Origin of the sequence: Maribacter sp. BPC-D8, assembly GCF_035207705.1 — a bacterium.
GTDB lineage: Bacteria > Bacteroidota > Bacteroidia > Flavobacteriales > Flavobacteriaceae > Maribacter.
Map to the genome: position 1 here is coordinate 495,753 of NZ_CP128187.1, position 18,820 is coordinate 514,572.

Sequence of the window (18,820 nt, forward strand, 5' to 3'; positions counted from 1 at the left end):
ACTAATACTTTAATTCCGTCGTTTCTTCTCAGTGCTTTGGGTACGCGCAGCATAACCACTATTTAGTGCTACTTCTTTAAGGGCGATAGCCCCAGGTTCTTCCATCTTATCAATAATGATTTCAAGATCTTCATCAGCCAATAAGGTTCTTATATGGTCAATGTTATCGCACCATGTTTCTTCTTCATTTTTATCAAGACTCGGCGACCTTTCGTTACTGCGGTTTTCATCAGCTACAACACGCGCTTGTATTCGGCTGAGGTTTGTTGGATTCATAATTTCGACACCGTAAAGTGAATTTGATTCCTTTTTTACGACCAGGCGACCATCTTCTACCCATGCCGTTTGCATTGTTTCGTTTATGGTATAGCCCGCTTTTTCAAGGGCAGATTTTATTGCTTTTCTTCTTGCTTCGGCGATACGGTTTTCTGAAGTATTCTTATAAAATTCGCGAGCTTTTACAGCGGTTTCTAACAAATCTATAAGAGACGAATTTTCGAGTTTCTCTCTCCACTGTGCCATAAATTTAAAGTCTTTGCCTAGCGTTTCTATGAGTAATAAGCTATTACTTAAATCTTCTCGAGCTTCTCTAAGTGCAAGTTCATTTTTAGTAAAGTCTGCAGCGTCAATGATTAGAGAATCTAATTGAACCTCGTAGTTTGCTTCGCTTGAATCAAGTAAGGCACAACGATCTATTAATGCTTGTATTTTTTCTTGAGACATCTCATGAACATACATTTCCTTTAGGGTATCTTCTAGTTTTTTCAAGCGTGACTTGGTTCCCGGTAACTTTGCTTTCCATGCAGAAACTGATAGCATACTATCGCCTTTAGACAAACGTTGCTGCATTTCTAATTGTTCTTCAGATAACTCGTCAATCTTAGAAATTGATTTTTGCAGCAGTTCGTATAAATTATCTATTTGCGATTTATATGTGGCAAGGTGACTTTTTGTAATAATACTCGGAGCATTAAAAGGTTCAATAGCAATATTATTTTCTATTGATAGTGCTTTCAACTCGTTATGGGTGCTCTTTAGGTGTTTAAAACTGTCCCAATCTGTGGTACGCTCGCTAGCTACCTTTTTTTGTAATTTCTTTAGTTCAGTGTTTAAGTATTCAATTTGCTGAGGTACTTCTTGTTCAATTTGCAAGTAATCATCGATAGTTAAATTTGCAAAATGTGCATAGGTATCTGCCAAGCCTTTCTCCAAATCTTTATCTAATAGATTATTGTTTTGAGCGTAGTCTTCGGTTCGTGCGAGAGCTTTTTTCAATAGAGTAAGCCATCGGTCTTTTATAATTTGTCGTTCTTGTGGTGTAACAATACGTACTACTTTAGGTCCGCTCATTAATGTTGTATTAGTGCCATTTCTATGGCGTTTTTGAGTTTTAATTGTTCCTCTTGAGTATTCTCAAGCCACTGATATGATGTCGTTCGATGTATATGTGGAATCGATCTCTTTAATACTTTTGGGCGCCATAATTCTCTATAACGAGCCTGTTTTAAAAGCGTATTATAAGGTGCGTCACATTCTATACCTAATACAAAATGGCCTTGTTGTTTATCTTTAATGGCAAGATCCATATAGAAAACAGAATTATCACTGTCTTCTACCGTCTCATAACCCAAACTCTCAACATAGGCTTTAACGATATTTTTAAATCCGTCATTTCTGATTTTAGCTATTTGCTGTTGATCGCTAGTAGATAAAAGGCGTAAGGTTTTGGTAGCCATCTCAATCTGATTATTAGAATGTATTTCTGCATAATTGAGATACGTTTGTATATAATCTCTAGGTTTAGAGGCTAACCTTCCTGTAGATAAAATATCAGATATTGCTTGCGTAGGCATTGAGGTTGCAATAACCACTTTGTTTCGAGCTCTAGTGATGGCTACATTAAGTCGACGTTCGCCACCGCGATGACCTAACGCCCCAAAATTTCTACGAAACGAACCTAAGGTATTTATACCAAAAGTGGTACTGAACAAAATCATATCTCGCTCATCACCTTGAACGTTTTCTACATTTTTAACAAAGAAGCCCATATCTTCTCCATCTTGCTGCTTATTGCGAGCAATGGTAAGGGCTCGACCGAATGTAAGATCATCTGCCGCATGTTGTTCGATAATATCTTCAATAAGTTCTGCTTGCTTTTTATTAAAGGTAACAATACCTGTACTCAGCCTTTCTTCTTCAGGAAGTGTCCAATGTTTAGCTAAATAAGCAATTAATGTATCGGCTTCGTCTTTATTGGTCTGTTCGTCATAAATTCCATCAACACGAAGTACTTCTATAGGTTTTACAGCGGTAATTTCTTCCTTCGGATGATAGGCAGGAATATGTAACATACCATCATAGAACGCGTAATTAGAATAATTGATAAGAGCCTTGTATTGCGAACGATAATGTATTTGTAGGGTAGTGGTAGGCAAGACTGTTTTTGCCAAAGAAAGCAGATCCGGACTATCTTTTACCTCTTTTTTATTCCACGCATCTTCATAATTTACAAGCTCTTCTTCAGAGTGGTCTTCGTCAAGCTCTGACTGATCTGTGTCATCATCGTCATCTTCTATCTTCTTGGTAAAAAAGCCTGTCGGAGGCATTTGTTTTTCGTCTCCGCTAATAATTACCCGTTTACCTCTATATAATGAAGGTATTGCGTGGTCTACTAACATTTGCGATGCCTCGTCAAAAATTACAACATCGAACATACCAGACTGTAAGGGTAATGCTTGAGAAACTACCTCAGGATTCATAAGCCATACTGGTCTCAGTTCAAGCAATCCTAATGGTTCACCTTCTGTAATAAATTCACGGAGTTTTTTATAATTCTTACCTCTCAATCTTGTGATGCCATTCCATGCAGATTGCGATTCTATGTTATCAAAATTGAAGTTAAGTGCTAGAATATTTCGATTGAGCGTTTTCATCGATTTTAGATTTTTTTCTAAATCACCAATCTTATTTACCACTTCACTCTCTGCCATAAGCATTGACGGATACGTTTTTTCTATACGCTGCTTCCAAGCCAATAATCCTTCACGATGAAGCGAAGTACCTATAACAGCAGCCCATTTTTCTTTAGAAAAACCAGATAATTCTAGTTCATAATTTCTAAGAATAGCAAAGATTTCAATCAGTTCATTTTGAGCGGGACTATCGTTAAAACGTATTCTAAATTTTTGATAGGCGACAAAATCAGCCATATCAGCAATGATCGATGTAATAGGGTCTAAGTCTCTGTAATTATGATCTATAGCATGATTGAAATTAGAGACCGCATTAGGCGTCAACCATTTTTTAAGCACCTGTAACTTCTCTAGAGATTTTTGTCTGTTTTGATGGCGTGTGCTTGCATTTTCTAATGCAATAGAAAACTCTTCATAGGCATTTTCATCCCCCGTTTCAAGTATTGCTCTTGCCTCATCTTTTGCAGGGCAGCTACGTAACGTACTTACTAGTGAAGTTGCTTGTGATAAATCTCGAGTAGTTGATTTTATATCTACAGCCAATCGTCTCGGTTCATTTATGACGAGAGAATTAGTCTTTAATTTTACAAGATTTTGAGCATATTCATTGCGATAGGCTCTAAAATTATTTTCTAGGTTTACTGCAGTTTGTAATTCCCTAACAGTATTATCATTTAATTGAAGGTGATGCTCATTCGTTACTTTTTTAACTTGAGCTTTATGAATCCAGTAAAAAGGATTAATAATTTTAAGGCCAGAAGTACTTAAATAACTAGTACACGCCTTATTTAATTTCAATACTTTATCATCGTCTAACGTATCGAAATAATGAGCAAATCGATCATCTTTATAGTTAGAAATAAGCTGTTCTACTTGTTCTAATAATTGATTAAGCTTGTCATGAATATCTTCACCAATAGAGCGGTTATCAAATTCATCATAAAGAAGATCTAGCCAAAGTCTACTTTGAGAAGCTTGCGATTTTGATACGTTTATCAACACATTTTTATGTGAAGCTAACCATTGACTATAATGTTCGGCATTAACGGTGTCTAGTTTTCCGGTAGACTCTTTTATAAAATCTACACGCGTTTTTTCTGTTTCATAGAACGTATTAAGGTCTTTGGTTAATACTGTTTCGGTAGTACTATCAAACGAAGTTACCTGAAGATTTTGAAGATTATTGCCTTCATACTTAGAGGGTACCCAATCTGTTATTAAGCTACTTATTTCTTCAATATGTATGTTAAGCTTGTCTCTAGTGCTATTTTCAAAAAGCATTCTCAGTTCAGGTACTTCTAGGTATTCCTTCGAAGTAATAGCAATCAATTCTGATAATACATTTCTGTAGCTCAACCCCGAAGTATCGTCTACAAGATGAATTTGATGAGATAATACATCAAGATTTGCTTCAATTCGATCTATCTTTTTTCCTAGATCCTCGCGCTTTTGTATAAGATTATCTAAGGTGTGTTGATTATAGGGTTGAGAATAATAATGTGCTATTTGTTCTCGTATACCTTGTATAATCGGTTGGCGATCTCGTATTAAATCGGTGATAAGCAAAGCTCTTTTATCTAAGCCTACTGCCTGTAATCTTTTTAAAATAACTTGTATTGCAGCTCTCTTTTGAGAAATGACCAACACCTTTTCGTTTCGACCAATACAATCTGAAATAATATTGACAATGGTTTGACTTTTACCCGTACCTGGTGGACCTTCTATAACGATACCTGGCGCTGATCTACTTTTTAGAACAGCATTATCTTGAGAAGGATCAATTGCCATTGTGGTATAACGACCATTTTCGGTACTATCTTCTACTTGGGTAGTTATTTCAGGTTCAGAAATTTTTAAAATAGGTTCCATTGACGAACCTGTGTGCGGTAATTTTTGTAAAAGACGTAAGTCTTCACTAATAGCTTGACCCGTAAAATTTGCATTAAAAAATACCGCAGATGGGTGCAGCTCTGTTCCAATTTCATCTCTATTGAAATTAACACTAGGGTGTGCGGAGAGTTCATTTGTTTTCGCAGGAAAACATGCACTAAAAGCGTCGATAATTTCATTTATTTGTAGCGATTGTCTCCCTAGAATCTCGCGACTAATTTTTTCTATTTTTTTATAACTATCCGAATCTAATGAATTTGCCAGCGCAGGGTTGAGTCTTATTTCACCTTGTGCATAATCAAAACCTATTTTGAGTGATGTTGTACCTCTTGAACTAAGGTCAAGAGCAACTGGCCATAACAGTATAGGCATTAAGCGAGGCCTGTGTGTCATTTTCTGTTGAGAGACTAAAAAGGGAAATCCCATGAATAGGGAATCTAAACCTGTATCTCGTTTAAAATTGGCAGCTTTTAGTAGCATTCGTCGTGTTCGTCGTGCTAAAAGGGTATTTTTATTGAAAGCTATTGGATCTACATTTTCTGACCCTGTAGACCTTTTAAGAATACTTTGTACGAGTTTTTTAGATGATTTTAAGCTTGTGCCGAGTTCATCTACATCAATACGTGCTGAATGTTTTGATATAATTAATCTTACAAGTGGTCCTCTAGAAGAAGCGTAAACAACCTTTTTTTCAAAATGTCGTAACAAGCTGGAGCCGTATTCATGTTTTGGTGGGGCGATCCATTGATTCTTGGGTATAGAAAGACACAGTACCGAAGGTATTATGGGTAATCGTTTTTCAATTCTAAAACGATCTGCCCAGCGATCAAGCGCTTCATTATTACATCTAGAAAAACCTTCTAAATGATTATTAAGCATCTCAAATATTTCTAAGCGATACTTTACCAAGCATGCGTCATAAAAAGGAATGTTGAGCTCTAGATCATGCTTATTAGCAAGTTTTATGGTTTTCTTTAAAAGGGCCTCTAGTGTTATAAACTGATCTCGAGTGGCACTTAGTACGAGAATCATATCTTCTTCTCTTACCCGAAGGTTACTCATAACATCAGAGAGTCCGGCGTTATGTGCATCGGGGTAGAGACGTCGTAAGAAATCTAATTCAGACTTAAGTTTTACCCTCGACGAACTTAGGCTGTAGATTAGAAATTTGTCATTATCTAATTGTATACCTTGGTTTTTTGCCTTTCGAGCAATGTTTACTTTTCTTTCTTTGAGTTGTACAAGCCACTTTTCGCGCTGTATACTTGCCAAATAATCTGGCACGTTACCTTCCACAAGATTGATGGCTTCTTTTGTGTTTCCCATAAGCCAAGCGGGAATCACAATTTGTCCGCGCCACGTTAATGGCAAAGCTTCATTTAAGACCATTAAGGCTAGGGGGTAGCACCATTCTAAAGGTATATCTTCTTTATTACGAAGATTGCGTACAGCAGCAGCTTTTTCATGATTACCAAGTACTTCATTTACCCAGCTGGCAAGCGAACCAGAGTTAAATAGCGAGAGCCCTTCTTCCCAGTGCGCTTCTTCGGCAGCGGCAAGTGCAAAGAATGCTACATTAGTATAGCTTTCTGAGCCAAGCTCGATTTTCTTTTCTTTTTGTGTGGTAGTTGTATGATGTTCAATAGGAGCTTCGACTTCTTCTTTTTTAAGCCATTTATTAACCTGCTCCCAATTCCAACGTTTAACAGGATCTCGACTTAAAAGACCTCTAAGTAAAAGTAATATGCGAGCATCAATAGAAGTTGGAATATCAACACCTCTAGTGATTAAATGAATCATAAAAGCTTTATCGTTGATGTTTTCAAAGAAAGTCCCTTTTGTAATGTGTTCCAAAACAATCATACCAAGACTCCACCAATCTGAAGCGGGACTAATACCACCAATAATCGCTTCTGGGGCAGTATATCTAGTAAGTTCTATAGGTGTGTCGGTATCAAGGTCATAATCAGACAAACGAGCCGAACTAAAATCTATAATTACAAGATCAAAACTATCTGAATTTCTCAAGAGTATATTAGTGGGGCAAATATCGCGGTGTCGTATGCCTGCTTCAGAAAGGTCGTGTATAGCACGACCAATCTCATCTACCAACTTTTCGATCTTGTCTAATTCTAAGTACCCTAATTTATCTAAAGAGCCGCCTGCGATACGCTCTGAAACCTCAAAAAATCGTCCGTTCCAAGTACCCGTTTTTATCAGTGTTGCAACATGGTCGGTATCCATTTTGTCCAATACCTTATAAATGCCCTTGTCTGGCTCACTGTTTTCGAAATATAGGGTGAGAAAATATTTTTTATCTGCACCGTCTTTAACGACATAGCACTCTTTGGTCGTGCGTTGTGTCTTAACAGTTTTTACAATCTGATATTCGTCTATTCGCTTAGCATCTGTATTTTTTTGAGGTGTGGATACTGTTTCTATATCTGCACCACATTCCATACACATAAAGTCGTTTGGCTGCACTTCGTGTCCGTTCGTACAGTGCCGTGCTATGTTGACTATAGTGGTGTTTTTAATTTCTATTTTACCACCTTTAGGTGTTTGCGTAACATTCATTAACAGCCAACTACACGTAGCATCGTTGACCGTATTTTGGCAGTACATTTCTTGAACGGGGCGTTCACTTTGGCAAGCAGGACAAACTCTTACAAATTCCATAAATTATTTATTTTTAGTCACTGCTTGACTGTGCGATAAGGTTACATTATTTTCTTTACTTGCTTGAGCAATTTCTTTCATTCCGTTGATAGGTATTCCAGCCATCCAAACAGTTTCTGGGGTAATATGAATGTCCAGTTCTTTTTCTAACGGTTGTTCTAAATAAGTAGCAAATTCGCTTTTACCCAACGAAGTTAAAAAATGTACTTTTTGATTATCGCTACCGAGAAGTCGTTTTGTCTGACTTGCTGTATGGTCATATGGTTCAGAAATTAAAACATCTATTAATCCGCTTTGAACAAGTTTTTTATCCTTCAAACCATCAAAAGAATATCCGCTGTAAACCAATATGTTCTTGTTATAAGAATTTAAGAATTCAAGCAGTTCTAATAATGCATTTTCTTGGTCAAAAGGTTCTCCGCCAGAAATGGTAATTCCGTCACATTGTGGTAACCAAGTATTTAAAACCTGCTTTAACTCGTTGATCGATACTTTGTTGATATTAAACTGCCAAGTATCCATAGAAATACAACCTTCGCAGTGTATAGAACAACCTTGTAACCAAATGCCTATGCGTTTTCCGGGTCCTAAGGTTGTTACAGGATAATGCATACGAGATATATGTATATCCATAGCGATTATTGTTTTTGTAACGTGATAGTCGTACCTGTATTATCTACCGTAATAGTAGTAGCTTTCAAGACATCATTAGGCGCAGGGTCAAGACTAAAAAGGGATCGAGAAATAGGGGTGATAAAGTGATATTCTATTTTATTTCGAATACCTCGACCACCATTACTTAAGTCTTTTAAGGCTAATTCTTTCAGACTGGTTTTTACAGTATCATCTAAATCTAAGGTAATATTGAGTTGCTTTTGAATCGCTTTTAAATGCCCATTTAACATCATATCAAAAATCAACTCGCCTACATGAGGTCTGATGTAGTCAAAAACGATAATATTATCGCCAATACGATTTAGAAGTTCTGGTCGGTTCAATTCAAACTTGAAATAGTTCTCTATTTCATATTTAATTTTTTCTTGAATGGTTTCAAAAGGTTCTTCATAAGAAGTATGCGCTATGCGACCACCAGTAGCTGTTTTCTTATAAATACCAAGGTTAGAAGTAAAGATGATAAGCGTTTCTGAAAAATATACCTTATCGCCACGACCGCTGGTTAAAACTCCATCATCAAGAATCTGAAGAAACTTATCTAATATACGAGGATGCGCTTTTTCAATTTCATCAAATAGAAGTACACTAAAAGGTTTTTCGCGTACTGCGTTGGTAAGCTCGCCACCAACATCATAACCTACATACCCAGGAGGTGCGCCTAAAAGTCGCTGATCAGAATGCTCTGCGCTAAACTCAGACATATCAAAACGTATGTATGCGTTCTCATCCCCAAAAAGCAAGCTAGTAAGTGTTTTTGCCAGTTCTGTTTTACCAACACCTGTTGGTCCGGCTAAAAATACAACACCTCTAGGTCGACTATTGCGTTTAGAAGAGCCTACACCGGTGATAGCTCTTTTAACAATATCCATAATATGTTGCACCGAATGATCTTGACCTTTTACACGGGTTTTTATGAAGGTTTCTCCCTGTACAATTTTCTCTCGGTCAATGTTGATCCAAGGATCTTCTGTAACCCCAACTTTATATCTACGAACGGCATCGGCAATATGAGTAATAGGTATAGACTCTGCTCTTGTAAGTTCTATAATTGCAACAAGATCTAACAACAATAGACCTTCTGTTTCATTCACAAAATCAGTGACAATTCTATCTAAATCCTCTTCTTGTTTGCCAAAGCCTTGTATAAGCGTATCTACAAGTCGCCTGCGTACAATATGGTCTGGTTTTTCTATAGGGATGTGACGTATTTTCGGGTTATTGACAACCATCCAATCTGGTAGATCACCTTCTTTATCTACAATCCAAATTACCGTGTTATAAAATGCAGAAGGCGGATTGCCGTGAGGTATTGTATTTGTGGTTTGCGATAGTACGTTTGCTAGACTAAAGGTATCGTGCTCCGCTTTAACCAGACTTTCTGGATTCATAAGCAGTTGCGACGCAAAATCTACTATCAATGCAATCGGGCTTTCTTTAAAACCGACTATCGATTGAAGCACACTGTTAAAAGTCTCTAGATTATTGAAACTAGAAGGGCTGCTCAGTGGTATATTTAGTTTATTGAATAACGCTTTCTTTTCATCAGCATCTCCCGTAAAAAAAGGTATGTCAAAGCCGTCTAACGGATTGTAATAAACAACCTCGGTATACCCAAGACTTTTAAGCTCAATATCAATAGCATTTTCTAACCTATGCCAGCTAAAACCACCATGACCATTATCGATGAGTTGTAAATCTTTTGTGTTGCCAGAAAGTATAAATTGACTTTTAAGGGTAACAAAACGTCTTAAGTCTTGCAGCCATCTCACTTTGGTGTCTTTCATTTATTTTGGACTTGAATATTTATAAAGCTTTGTAGTAGCTTTTAATTGAACGATACCAGTTGTTTAATATTTTAAATAGAAAGCATTTTAAAACTACATTTTGGGTACTCAAATATAATTGATTCTATTTGAAAATAGTTTGTGTGATGTAGTATTTAGGTTACACTATTAGGAATAAAATAACACTAATAAAATTTGAGATTACTTTATATCAATGGCAGATAATTATGGTTGGAATTAAATTGCCTAATTAGCAATCACAGCATATAAAACGCCAATTACAATAATACCTGCAAAAGTATAGCCCACTAATTTTCCAGCGACTTTAGAACCTTTAAATACCGTAATACCTAATTTAACAAGCATATTACTCATGACAGCGGTAACAATTACGGACGATGCAAGTTTTATTTTTTCTGTGTCCGTAGCTAATTTTGCTAGGCTAATAGTAATAGCATCGGTATCTGCCAAACCAGCAATTAGCGCTGAATAATATAATCCGCTTTCTCCAAAGAATTGATTGCTGTAAAATACAGCAAAAAGAATAGCAACATAAATAACACCGAACCCAATGGCATTAAGCAGGTTCATTGGGTTGCCAAGATTAATATTGGTGTCTGGTTTATTGGTGTCCTCTTTTATTAAAATAAGAGATACAACAAGGCATATAGCAGAGAATACCGCAAAAGGTATGGCAACGTACATGAACAGCTCACTATTAAATATAAAGGTCAATAATGCGAGTCGTGGAAACATAATTGCCGAAGCAATGATAATACCGGCGGCATATTTTCTTGACAGTTCTGGAGATTCAATGCTACGAGATGCATAGCTCCAAGTTACAGCTGTACTTGAAATGAGTCCGCCAAGAATTGCGGTTAATAGAATTCCCTTTTTAGAGCCTACAAATTTGACCAGAAAATAACCAATGAAGTTTAAGAAAGATACAATGACAATGATAGATCCAATCTCAAACGGATTAATCAATTCATTAGGACCAAAATTTTTATTGGGTAAAAAGGGTAAGATCAATAAAGCGATAATAGAAAATTTTATCAATGCAAAAAGCTCGTCAGAAGTAATGTTTCTAATAACGGTATGAAAACGAGTCTTTAGCGAAAGTAAGGTCACAATAATAACGGCCGTAGCAACTGCATTTCTATAATGTTCAGCAGAAACCATTAAGCCCAATATTAGCGTAGCAATTAAAGCTATGTTGGTGGTAAAGCTTCGTTCATACTCAACAGTCTCTTTATATAAATGATTGAAGCCTAAAAAGAAAATGAAGGCACCTAAACCAATAATTGGCAACCAGGTAGAGTATGTTTCGGTGAGGCTACCGAGTGTAAAACCTAAAATGGCTACAATTGGGAAAGCGCGTATACCGGCAAACCCCTTATCTTCTTTTAGGTTGTTATATTCTCGCTCAAGTCCGAGAATAAGACCAATGCCCAAACTAATAAGCACCCCTAAAATATAAGGGTCTAATACTTTTATTATTTTATCAACTTCATCCATTTACTTACCGTTTAAAATTGATCATTTCTGAAGATAGAAATGATAATATAAAAACCTAAAATAGCAGAAAGTACAAACCCAATAGCACCCAAAAGGGGAATACCATTTATTAACGGTGGCATTTTTGCCATAACCAATAATGATGAACCTATTGAAAGTGCAGCGATGATTACGGCGAAAACCAAACGATTTACAGCCTTACTCGTAGCAGTCTGAAATTCTTTAAGACCCTTGTGTTCGTGTATAATTTCTAACTTGCCATCTTTTATTTTTTTTACGATGGTGTTTATATCATCGGGTAGGGTATCTGCTAAGGCATTGATATCTTTTAAACGGTTTAGATTCTTCTTAAACAGATTTTTTAAGCTAAATCTCTTTCGTAAAATCTTTGCTGTATACGGTTCTAGATTTTTGGTGATATTAAATTCGGGATCAAGTTTAAGACCGACACCTTCAATAAGAACAATACCTCTTATGAGCATGTATAGGTAGTGCGGAATTATAATTTTATTCTCGTATAACACAATTTTAAACTGCGATAAGGTATCGCCAAGTTTAATGTTTTGAATAGCAGTATTGCTAATACCTTCCAATAATTGATAAAGGTCTTGTTCTAGTTTTTTATAATCGGGTATGTTCGTTCTAATGGCGATTTTCTCTAGTAAAGTGATTATTTTTTTGACGTCTTTACTTAAAAAATAGAGTAATAAATCATTTATAGATTCTTTTTCGTTGGGTAGAATAGTACCCATCATTCCGAAATCTAAAAAGCATACTTTTCCACTTTGCGGAAGTATAAAAATGTTACCAGGATGCGGGTCTGCATGAAAAAAACCAAAATCTAATATTTGTTCTATATAAAGATCCACCCCAATTTTTGCAACCGCTTTTGGGTCTATGTTAGCGGCAATAAGTGCTTCTACATTAGAAACCTTAATACCATCTATAAACTCCATACAAATAATTTTATCTGTAGAAAGTTCTTTATAGACTTCTGGAACATGAATAAACTCATTACCCGCAAAATTTTGGGCAAAACGTTCGGTGTTGTCTATTTCTCTTGCAAACTGAAGTTCTTCTTTTATACTGCGTTCAAAAGATTCTATAATACGAATCGGCTGATAAGCTTGTGCCTGTGTGCTATATTTCTCAAGACTATCTGCAACCTGTTTCATGACCATAAGGTCGGCTTCAATAATCTCGGTGATATTTGGTCTTTGAATTTTTAAAATTACCTCTTCACCATTTATGAGCTGCGCTCGATGTACCTGTGCTAATGATGCAGCCGCTAATGGCTCTAATTCAATGGTAGCAAAATACTTGAACTTTTCAATACCTAATTCTTCTTCAACAGTAGTTAAAACATCGAAGTCTTTAAGTTTGGGTACATGATCTTGTAACTTTTCTAGTTCAGCTATTAGCTCAAGCGGTAACATATCTTCACGAGTACTAAAAATCTGCCCTAGTTTTATATAGGTAGGTCCTAATTCCTCCAACACCATTCTTATGCGTTCGTATTTAGAAAAGGAAAGATTTGTTTTCGTTTCCGGATGTTTTTCTAAATATTTTTTCGGAATTATTTTAAGAATGGGGCTATGCGATAACACATCTTCAAAACCGTATTTAACCAGTACATTGAATAGGGTAGCGTACCGCTTTATTTCTTTTTGAGTTGGAATTCTTAATATGGCCATTTAGTATTGGTCTATTACGGTCTGTTGATTTTTTTTAAAATATAAAGTAAGAATAAAAATTGACCCAAGCGTTAGCATAGCATTTTTATACTGCTACTTAGAACTTTTATGCTCTTCTAAATAATGACCTAGCATTTGTTTTAAGCTTTCTAAATATTCTTGCATAACAACCTTGTCCATATGTGGATGTTGACTGACAGGTAAGGTCATTGGGTTTTCGTCTAACGAACGATAAAGTTCCGGATAGTTGGTTTCAATATTCGTAGTAAGTTCTGTAATTTCATTTAAGACTTTATGTAATTGCTTCATAGTTGTGTATTTTAATTAATTGACTTGTGGTAAAACTAATAACGGAATTTTTGTTTTAGCACTTAGATTTTTAATGATATTTTCTCTTAAGAGTTGTTTGAAAAAGCCATGTTTGGTTTTTAAAATTACCATGGTGTCAATACGCTGGTTTTCTTTTTCAATTTGATGAAGTGTATAAGCCACATTGTCTTGAAGCTCAATTTCAAAAAAATGATGTTTAGTTGCTTTCAATTCAATTTTCAATAATTCTTTGTTCGATTTTTGTTCATCGCTTAAAGTTTCTTCAGTTTTAACATGCGCAATATTTAATGTAGTTTCTTTTAAGTTAACCATTTTTAAAAGAGGAGATAACTCGGCATTTGTAAACGTATGTTTATAATCGGTTGCCAATACAATTTCTTTTGAACTAGAGTTCTCATATTCTGGTGGAACAATAATCAAAGCAGAATTTTCTAGATGCTCAATAAGGTCTAACGCATTGCTGCCAATAAAAATCTGACTAAAGGTAGATGCGCCCCTTGTGCCAATAATAACAAAATCGGCATTTATGATGTTTTGAGATTGGTTCGTTAAATTCAAAACAGATTCCGTTTTTAAAATACCTTCAAAATAGAACTCTTGATCAGCAGTTTGCAACTCTAAACTTTTAACCAAAAGATCTAAAGATTTTTGAGTAGCAGATTTAGACATTTCTGATGAAGGCGCATTATGATAACCATGAAGAATGTAAAAAGTACATGCCTCATTTTTAAAAAGCTCAAGAGCGTAATCAATTGCCTTTAGCGCATTTAAAGAAAAATCGGTAGGGATAATAACTTTTTTCATAGTTGAAAAGCTTTGAGTTTAATACGTAAATAGTTTATTTTTTATGCTCTGGTAATACCTAATCGTCTTACCATTTCTTCACCATCAATAACATGTTCGGTGATAGCGAAAACTTCTTTACGGTTTGCTCTAAATTGTTTTACGAACAGTGTAAGGTCATCTTCAAGTTGCTCATGTTCAGTTCTAAAAGTGTGAGAATCGTATGCAAAAGGGTTATCTATTAACTCAGCTAAGTGATGTAAGTGCGTGTCAATTCTTTTAACCAGTGTATCACATTTTTTATCTGTATCAATAAGGCTTACTTCAATTTCGCGTACCATATCGATATTATCTTTCTTAGAAATCCACATAAAGTATTTATCTATTAAATGATGTAAAAACTTTAAGTCTTCATTATAGAAAGCCATATCTGATTTCCAATGTTCGGTTAATACGAATAGCGATTTCCAGTCAGCTTCATGAATATAATTGTCTTTTGGTCTATTTCTAAAATTGCTCATGTCTACACATTTTAATTAAAGTATAAAGTTATCACCTCAAGGGTTGAAAATACATGACCAAAATCATGAATGGTCAGAGCTAGCATGATTGTTACGTTATATTTATTAGCATAACATTAATTAGTATTATATAAAAGTACAAGACCATCTTAATGTTTCAATTTAAAATACGCTAGGCATTTTGTATAAGAGCGGAGTTCTAACACAAATCATCTATTAGAATTTGCTTACTATAGGTTTAATGTTAATTTTAGAATATAATTAATAAAGAATATAATGGTTTTAGAAAATAATAATAATGTGTTAGCGGATGAACAACCATTATCACAAGAAAGTACGGTAGTACAAGAGCAAGGTGCAACAATTGTTGATGCTATAGAGAATCTAGAAGCAGATATAGAAGCAGATTTCGTTGCAGAGGTACCTACTGAAGATCCAAAAAAAGAGAAATCGAACAAAAAGGACATTTCCAAAAAGAAGAAGGAAATTAAAAAGCAGATTAAGTCAAGTAATTTTAAATTAAGTAAAAAGATGAAAGTAGCAATTAAAAAAATTAAAAAATCAGCTAAAAAAGTTGATGATTTAAAGAGTAAGTTGAAGAAAGCTAAAAAGAAAGACGCAAAGAAAAGTAAAATCAAAAAGATAAAAAGCAAATTAAGTACCTCGGTTAAAAGACTGAAAAGTAAAAAGGCAAAACTTAAAAAAGCTTTAAAATAATATAGAAAAAACCGAGATGAAAATCTCGGTTTTTTTATGCTTTAAAATCGTCAATTTTATTAGAGCTTAAAGTGAGTACTACTTTGAGCTTCATTTGATTTTCCATTAATACTTGGTTGCGTTTTTATATAGATTCTTTCAAGCATGATTTTACTCATATAATACCTAAAAGATTTCCCGTTATTTTGAATTATAATAATCTATAATTCATGCGATATCTGAACATTAGTGTACTATTTCTACTGTTTCTCTCTTGTGGAGAGAAGCAAGAAAAAGTACTTCCGCAAAAATCTCAATTGATATCTTCTGTATATGCGTCTGCCACTATACAACCAGATAGTATATATCAAGTTTATGCCGTTGTAGCTGGTATATTAGATGATAACCTAGTAGAAGAAGGAGATTTGGTTAAGAAAGGGGACGCTATTTTACAAGTGAATAACCGCACTCCTAAATTAAATTCAGAAAACGCATATTTGACTTTGCAACAGTCCAAAGAAAATTTTCAAGGTAATGCGGCCATTTTAAAAAGTATTGAAGACGATATTTATGCTGCACAACTAAAATTCAATAACGATTCAATCAATTTTGCGAGGCAGAAACGACTTTGGGATCAGAATATAGGATCGAAAGCAGAATTTGATACTCAAAAGTTAGCCTATGAGCTTTCAAGAAATCAACTACGTCAGCAAAAGTCTAATTATGAAAGAAATAAAAATGATTTAGAGACCGCTTTGCAGCAGGCTAAAAACAGCTATTCATCCTCAAAAATTATAACGGAAGATTATACTATTAACAGCAAGATCAACGGTAAGGTTTATGCCTTGTTTAAAGAACCAGGTGAGCTAATTAATACACTAGAACCTTTAGGGGCAATAGGCAGCGCTACCGACTTTAAAATAGAAATGTTGATAGATGAGGTAGATATCATTAAAATTAAATTAGGTCAGAAAACATTGATAACCTTAGATGCTTACCCAATGGAAGTTTTTACGGCTACGGTAAGCAAAATATATCCACAAAAAGACGAAACATCACAAACATTCAAGGTTGAGGCATTATTTAAGAGTCCGCCCAAGGTATTATATCCTGGTCTTGCCGGCGAGGGTAATATTGTAATTTCAGAGAAAGAAGATGCACTTACTATACCCAGAGAATATTTAGTCGATGGTAATAAAGTAATAACAGAAGATGGTACGGTAACGGTAGAAGTCGGAGCAGAAAACTTAGAAAGGGTCGAAATTATTTCTGGTATAACCGAAAATGATATGATTTTAAAGCCAGTTAAATAATGAATTGGCCCGTTATACTAAATATCGCTAAAACACATCTTCTGACCAAGATGAAATCTACCGCAACGGCAGCGTTGGGGGTTACTTTTGGTATAGGTGCTTACATTACCATGGTAAGTTTTATGACCGGTCTAAACGCTATGTTAGATGACTTGGTTTTGAACCAAACACCACATATTCATTTGTATAATGAAATAGAGCCCACCATAGATCAGCCAGTTTCGCTGTATGAGCAGTTTAATAACTCTGTTCAAATGATCAGCTCAATAAAACCGAAAAACGGACAGAAGAAAATTCATAATGCGCTTCCTATTTTAAATCATTTAAAACAAATGGATGAGGTAAAAGGAGCAACGGCACAAGTACGTGCACAGATATTTTATTTATCAGGGTCTATAGAATTGTCGGGTAATTTAATAGGTGTTGACATTATGGAGGAAACGCGGCTTTCTAATATGCGCGATTATATCATTGAAGGTACACCAGAAGCTTTGAATACTATGGATAACGGAATTCTGTTAGGTTCGGGTCTTGCCAGTAAAATGTCGTTAAAAATTGGCGATAGAGTGCAAATCAGTACCGCAAGAGGAACTGTTTTTCCATTAAAAATAGTGGGTATATATCAAAGCGGAGTATCAGATATTGATAACTCTCAAAGCTATTGTAACTTAAAAACGGTGCAACGAATTTTAGGCGAGGCACAAAACTATATCACAGACATAAATATAAAATTAAACAATATTGAAAATGCCCCAATATTGGCAGAGGGTTTCGAAAAACAATTTGATGTAACGGCGACCGATATTAATGAAGCAAATGCCCAATTTGAGACTGGTACCAACATTCGTAACTTAATAACCTATGCGGTTTCAATAACACTTTTAATAGTAGCGGGCTTCGGAATATATAATATTCTAAACATGCTTATTTATGAAAAAATGAAAGATATAGCGATTTTGAAAGCTACCGGTTTTTCAGGTAAAGATGTACAGTACATTTTCATGAGTCAGGCAATGATTATTGGTATTGTGGGTGGCGTTTTAGGTTTAATTTTAGGGTTTATACTTTCAGTACTTATTGATGGTGTTCCTTTTAAGACGGAAGCCTTGCCTACGATGACAACGTACCCTGTTCATTTTAGTGTTATGTATTATGTAATAGGTATTGTCTTTGCTTTAATATCAACTTTTATAGCAGGGTGGTTGCCTTCTATCAAAGCAAAACATATTGATCCGGTAAAAATTATAAGAGGTACCTAATAAATAGTAAATGGACATTGTATTAGAAGCAAAAGATATAAATAAGCACTTTCATAAGCCTAAAGATTTTCATGTTTTAAAAGATATTTCCTTTAAAATATTTAATGGGGAATTTGCTTCTATTATGGGTAAATCTGGTTCAGGAAAATCTACATTGTTATATATTCTATCAACGATGGATACCGAGTATATGGGAGAATTGTTATTGAACAACAAGTTAGTAACCGGTTTGTCTGCAACCGAATTATCACTTATCAGAAACGAAAACATAGGCTTCGTATTTCAGTTTCATTATTTGTTATCTGAATTTAGTGTGGTTGAAAATGTAATGTTACCTGCAAAAAAATTAGCTCGTAAAAGTCACCAAGAGATTGAACACGATGCTATGCAGAAATTGAAAATGTTAGGTATAGAGTCTTTAGCCTTACAAAAAGCATCTCGAATTTCTGGTGGAGAAAAACAACGTGTAGCTATAGCTAGGGCGCTTATAAATAATCCGTCTATACTTATGGGCGATGAACCTACGGGTAATTTAGATAGTTACAATTCTGATAATGTTTTTAATATTTTCAAGCAATTAAAAGAAGAAGAAGGGTTGTCATTACTTATTGTTACGCATGATGAGGACTTTGCCAAACGAACAGATTACATCATTCAAATGGAAGATGGCCGTATTGTTGGTAAATCTAGTAACTTGTAACAAATC

13 protein-coding genes are annotated in these 18,820 nt (G+C 35.0%); 4 read left to right on the forward strand and 9 right to left on the reverse strand.

What is annotated here, in order from left to right:
* Positions 1-9: 9 nt before the first annotated feature.
* The 9 genes from QSV08_RS02065 to QSV08_RS02105 all read right to left on the reverse strand — a co-directional run bounded on the left by QSV08_RS02065 (position 10) and on the right by QSV08_RS02105 (position 14,846).
* Positions 10-1,350, reverse strand: a complete 1,341-nt coding sequence (locus tag QSV08_RS02065) for a hypothetical protein (RefSeq protein ID WP_324026131.1) — start codon at positions 1,348-1,350, stop codon at positions 10-12.
* On the reverse strand, positions 1,350-7,541 hold the full coding sequence (locus QSV08_RS02070) for a protein kinase domain-containing protein (protein ID WP_324026133.1): 6,192 nt from the start codon (positions 7,539-7,541) through the stop codon (positions 1,350-1,352). Before QSV08_RS02070 ends, QSV08_RS02065 begins: the two co-directional genes overlap by 1 nt.
* Positions 7,542-7,544: 3 nt before the next feature.
* A complete protein-coding gene (locus QSV08_RS02075; RefSeq protein WP_324026135.1) occupies positions 7,545-8,174 on the reverse strand; it encodes a 4Fe-4S single cluster domain-containing protein in 630 nt (209 codons plus the stop codon).
* 5 nt (positions 8,175-8,179) lie between these two features.
* Positions 8,180-10,000, reverse strand: coding sequence for an AAA family ATPase (locus QSV08_RS02080; RefSeq protein ID WP_324026137.1), 1,821 nt, complete (start codon positions 9,998-10,000; stop codon positions 8,180-8,182).
* Positions 10,001-10,246: 246 nt separating this feature from the next.
* Positions 10,247-11,518: an MgtC/SapB family protein gene (locus tag QSV08_RS02085; RefSeq protein ID WP_324026138.1), complete on the reverse strand. Its 1,272-nt coding sequence runs from the start codon at positions 11,516-11,518 to the stop codon at positions 10,247-10,249.
* 11 nt (positions 11,519-11,529) lie between these two features.
* Positions 11,530-13,212: an ABC1 kinase family protein gene (locus tag QSV08_RS02090; protein ID WP_324026140.1), complete on the reverse strand. Its 1,683-nt coding sequence runs from the start codon at positions 13,210-13,212 to the stop codon at positions 11,530-11,532.
* A 93-nt stretch (positions 13,213-13,305) separates the two neighbouring features.
* Positions 13,306-13,521 (reverse strand): hypothetical protein, encoded by a 216-nt coding sequence (locus QSV08_RS02095; protein WP_324026142.1) that lies wholly within the window; start codon positions 13,519-13,521, stop codon positions 13,306-13,308.
* Between the two features lie 15 nt (positions 13,522-13,536).
* Entirely contained in the window at positions 13,537-14,346 is an 810-nt protein-coding gene (locus tag QSV08_RS02100) for a universal stress protein (RefSeq protein ID WP_324026144.1), read from the reverse strand.
* Between the two features lie 41 nt (positions 14,347-14,387).
* Positions 14,388-14,846 (reverse strand): hypothetical protein, encoded by a 459-nt coding sequence (locus tag QSV08_RS02105; RefSeq protein ID WP_324026146.1) that lies wholly within the window; start codon positions 14,844-14,846, stop codon positions 14,388-14,390.
* A 276-nt stretch (positions 14,847-15,122) separates the two neighbouring features.
* Here QSV08_RS02105 and QSV08_RS02110 point away from each other — a divergent pair, with 276 nt between their 5' ends.
* From QSV08_RS02110 to QSV08_RS02125, 4 genes are all read left to right on the forward strand, one after another.
* Positions 15,123-15,563: a hypothetical protein gene (locus tag QSV08_RS02110; RefSeq protein WP_324026148.1), complete on the forward strand. Its 441-nt coding sequence runs from the start codon at positions 15,123-15,125 to the stop codon at positions 15,561-15,563.
* Positions 15,564-15,772: 209 nt separating this feature from the next.
* Positions 15,773-16,855 carry an efflux RND transporter periplasmic adaptor subunit gene (locus tag QSV08_RS02115; protein ID WP_324026149.1) on the forward strand — a complete coding sequence of 361 codons (1,083 nt, stop codon included), beginning with the start codon at positions 15,773-15,775 and terminating at the stop codon, positions 16,853-16,855.
* Complete coding sequence (locus QSV08_RS02120) at positions 16,852-18,114, forward strand: ABC transporter permease (protein ID WP_324028342.1); 1,263 nt, start codon at positions 16,852-16,854, stop codon at positions 18,112-18,114. Before QSV08_RS02115 ends, QSV08_RS02120 begins: the two co-directional genes overlap by 4 nt.
* 10 nt (positions 18,115-18,124) lie before the next feature.
* Entirely contained in the window at positions 18,125-18,814 is a 690-nt protein-coding gene (locus QSV08_RS02125; RefSeq protein WP_324026150.1) for an ABC transporter ATP-binding protein, read from the forward strand.
* The last annotated feature ends 6 nt before the right edge of the window (positions 18,815-18,820 follow it).

Coding starts and splice junctions, on each gene's coding strand:
- QSV08_RS02065 (WP_324026131.1), bottom strand. CDS start 1,350: ATGAGCGGACCTAAAGTAGTACGTATTGTTACACCACAAGAACGACAA.
- QSV08_RS02070 (WP_324026133.1), bottom strand. CDS start 7,541: ATGGAATTTGTAAGAGTTTGTCCTGCTTGCCAAAGTGAACGCCCCGTT.
- QSV08_RS02075 (WP_324026135.1), bottom strand. CDS start 8,174: ATGGATATACATATATCTCGTATGCATTATCCTGTAACAACCTTAGGA.
- QSV08_RS02080 (WP_324026137.1), bottom strand. CDS start 10,000: ATGAAAGACACCAAAGTGAGATGGCTGCAAGACTTAAGACGTTTTGTT.
- QSV08_RS02085 (WP_324026138.1), bottom strand. CDS start 11,518: ATGGATGAAGTTGATAAAATAATAAAAGTATTAGACCCTTATATTTTA.
- QSV08_RS02090 (WP_324026140.1), bottom strand. CDS start 13,212: ATGGCCATATTAAGAATTCCAACTCAAAAAGAAATAAAGCGGTACGCT.
- QSV08_RS02095 (WP_324026142.1), bottom strand. CDS start 13,521: ATGAAGCAATTACATAAAGTCTTAAATGAAATTACAGAACTTACTACG.
- QSV08_RS02100 (WP_324026144.1), bottom strand. CDS start 14,346: ATGAAAAAAGTTATTATCCCTACCGATTTTTCTTTAAATGCGCTAAAG.
- QSV08_RS02105 (WP_324026146.1), bottom strand. CDS start 14,846: ATGAGCAATTTTAGAAATAGACCAAAAGACAATTATATTCATGAAGCT.
- QSV08_RS02110 (WP_324026148.1), top strand. CDS start 15,123: ATGGTTTTAGAAAATAATAATAATGTGTTAGCGGATGAACAACCATTA.
- QSV08_RS02115 (WP_324026149.1), top strand. CDS start 15,773: ATGCGATATCTGAACATTAGTGTACTATTTCTACTGTTTCTCTCTTGT.
- QSV08_RS02125 (WP_324026150.1), top strand. CDS start 18,125: ATGGACATTGTATTAGAAGCAAAAGATATAAATAAGCACTTTCATAAG.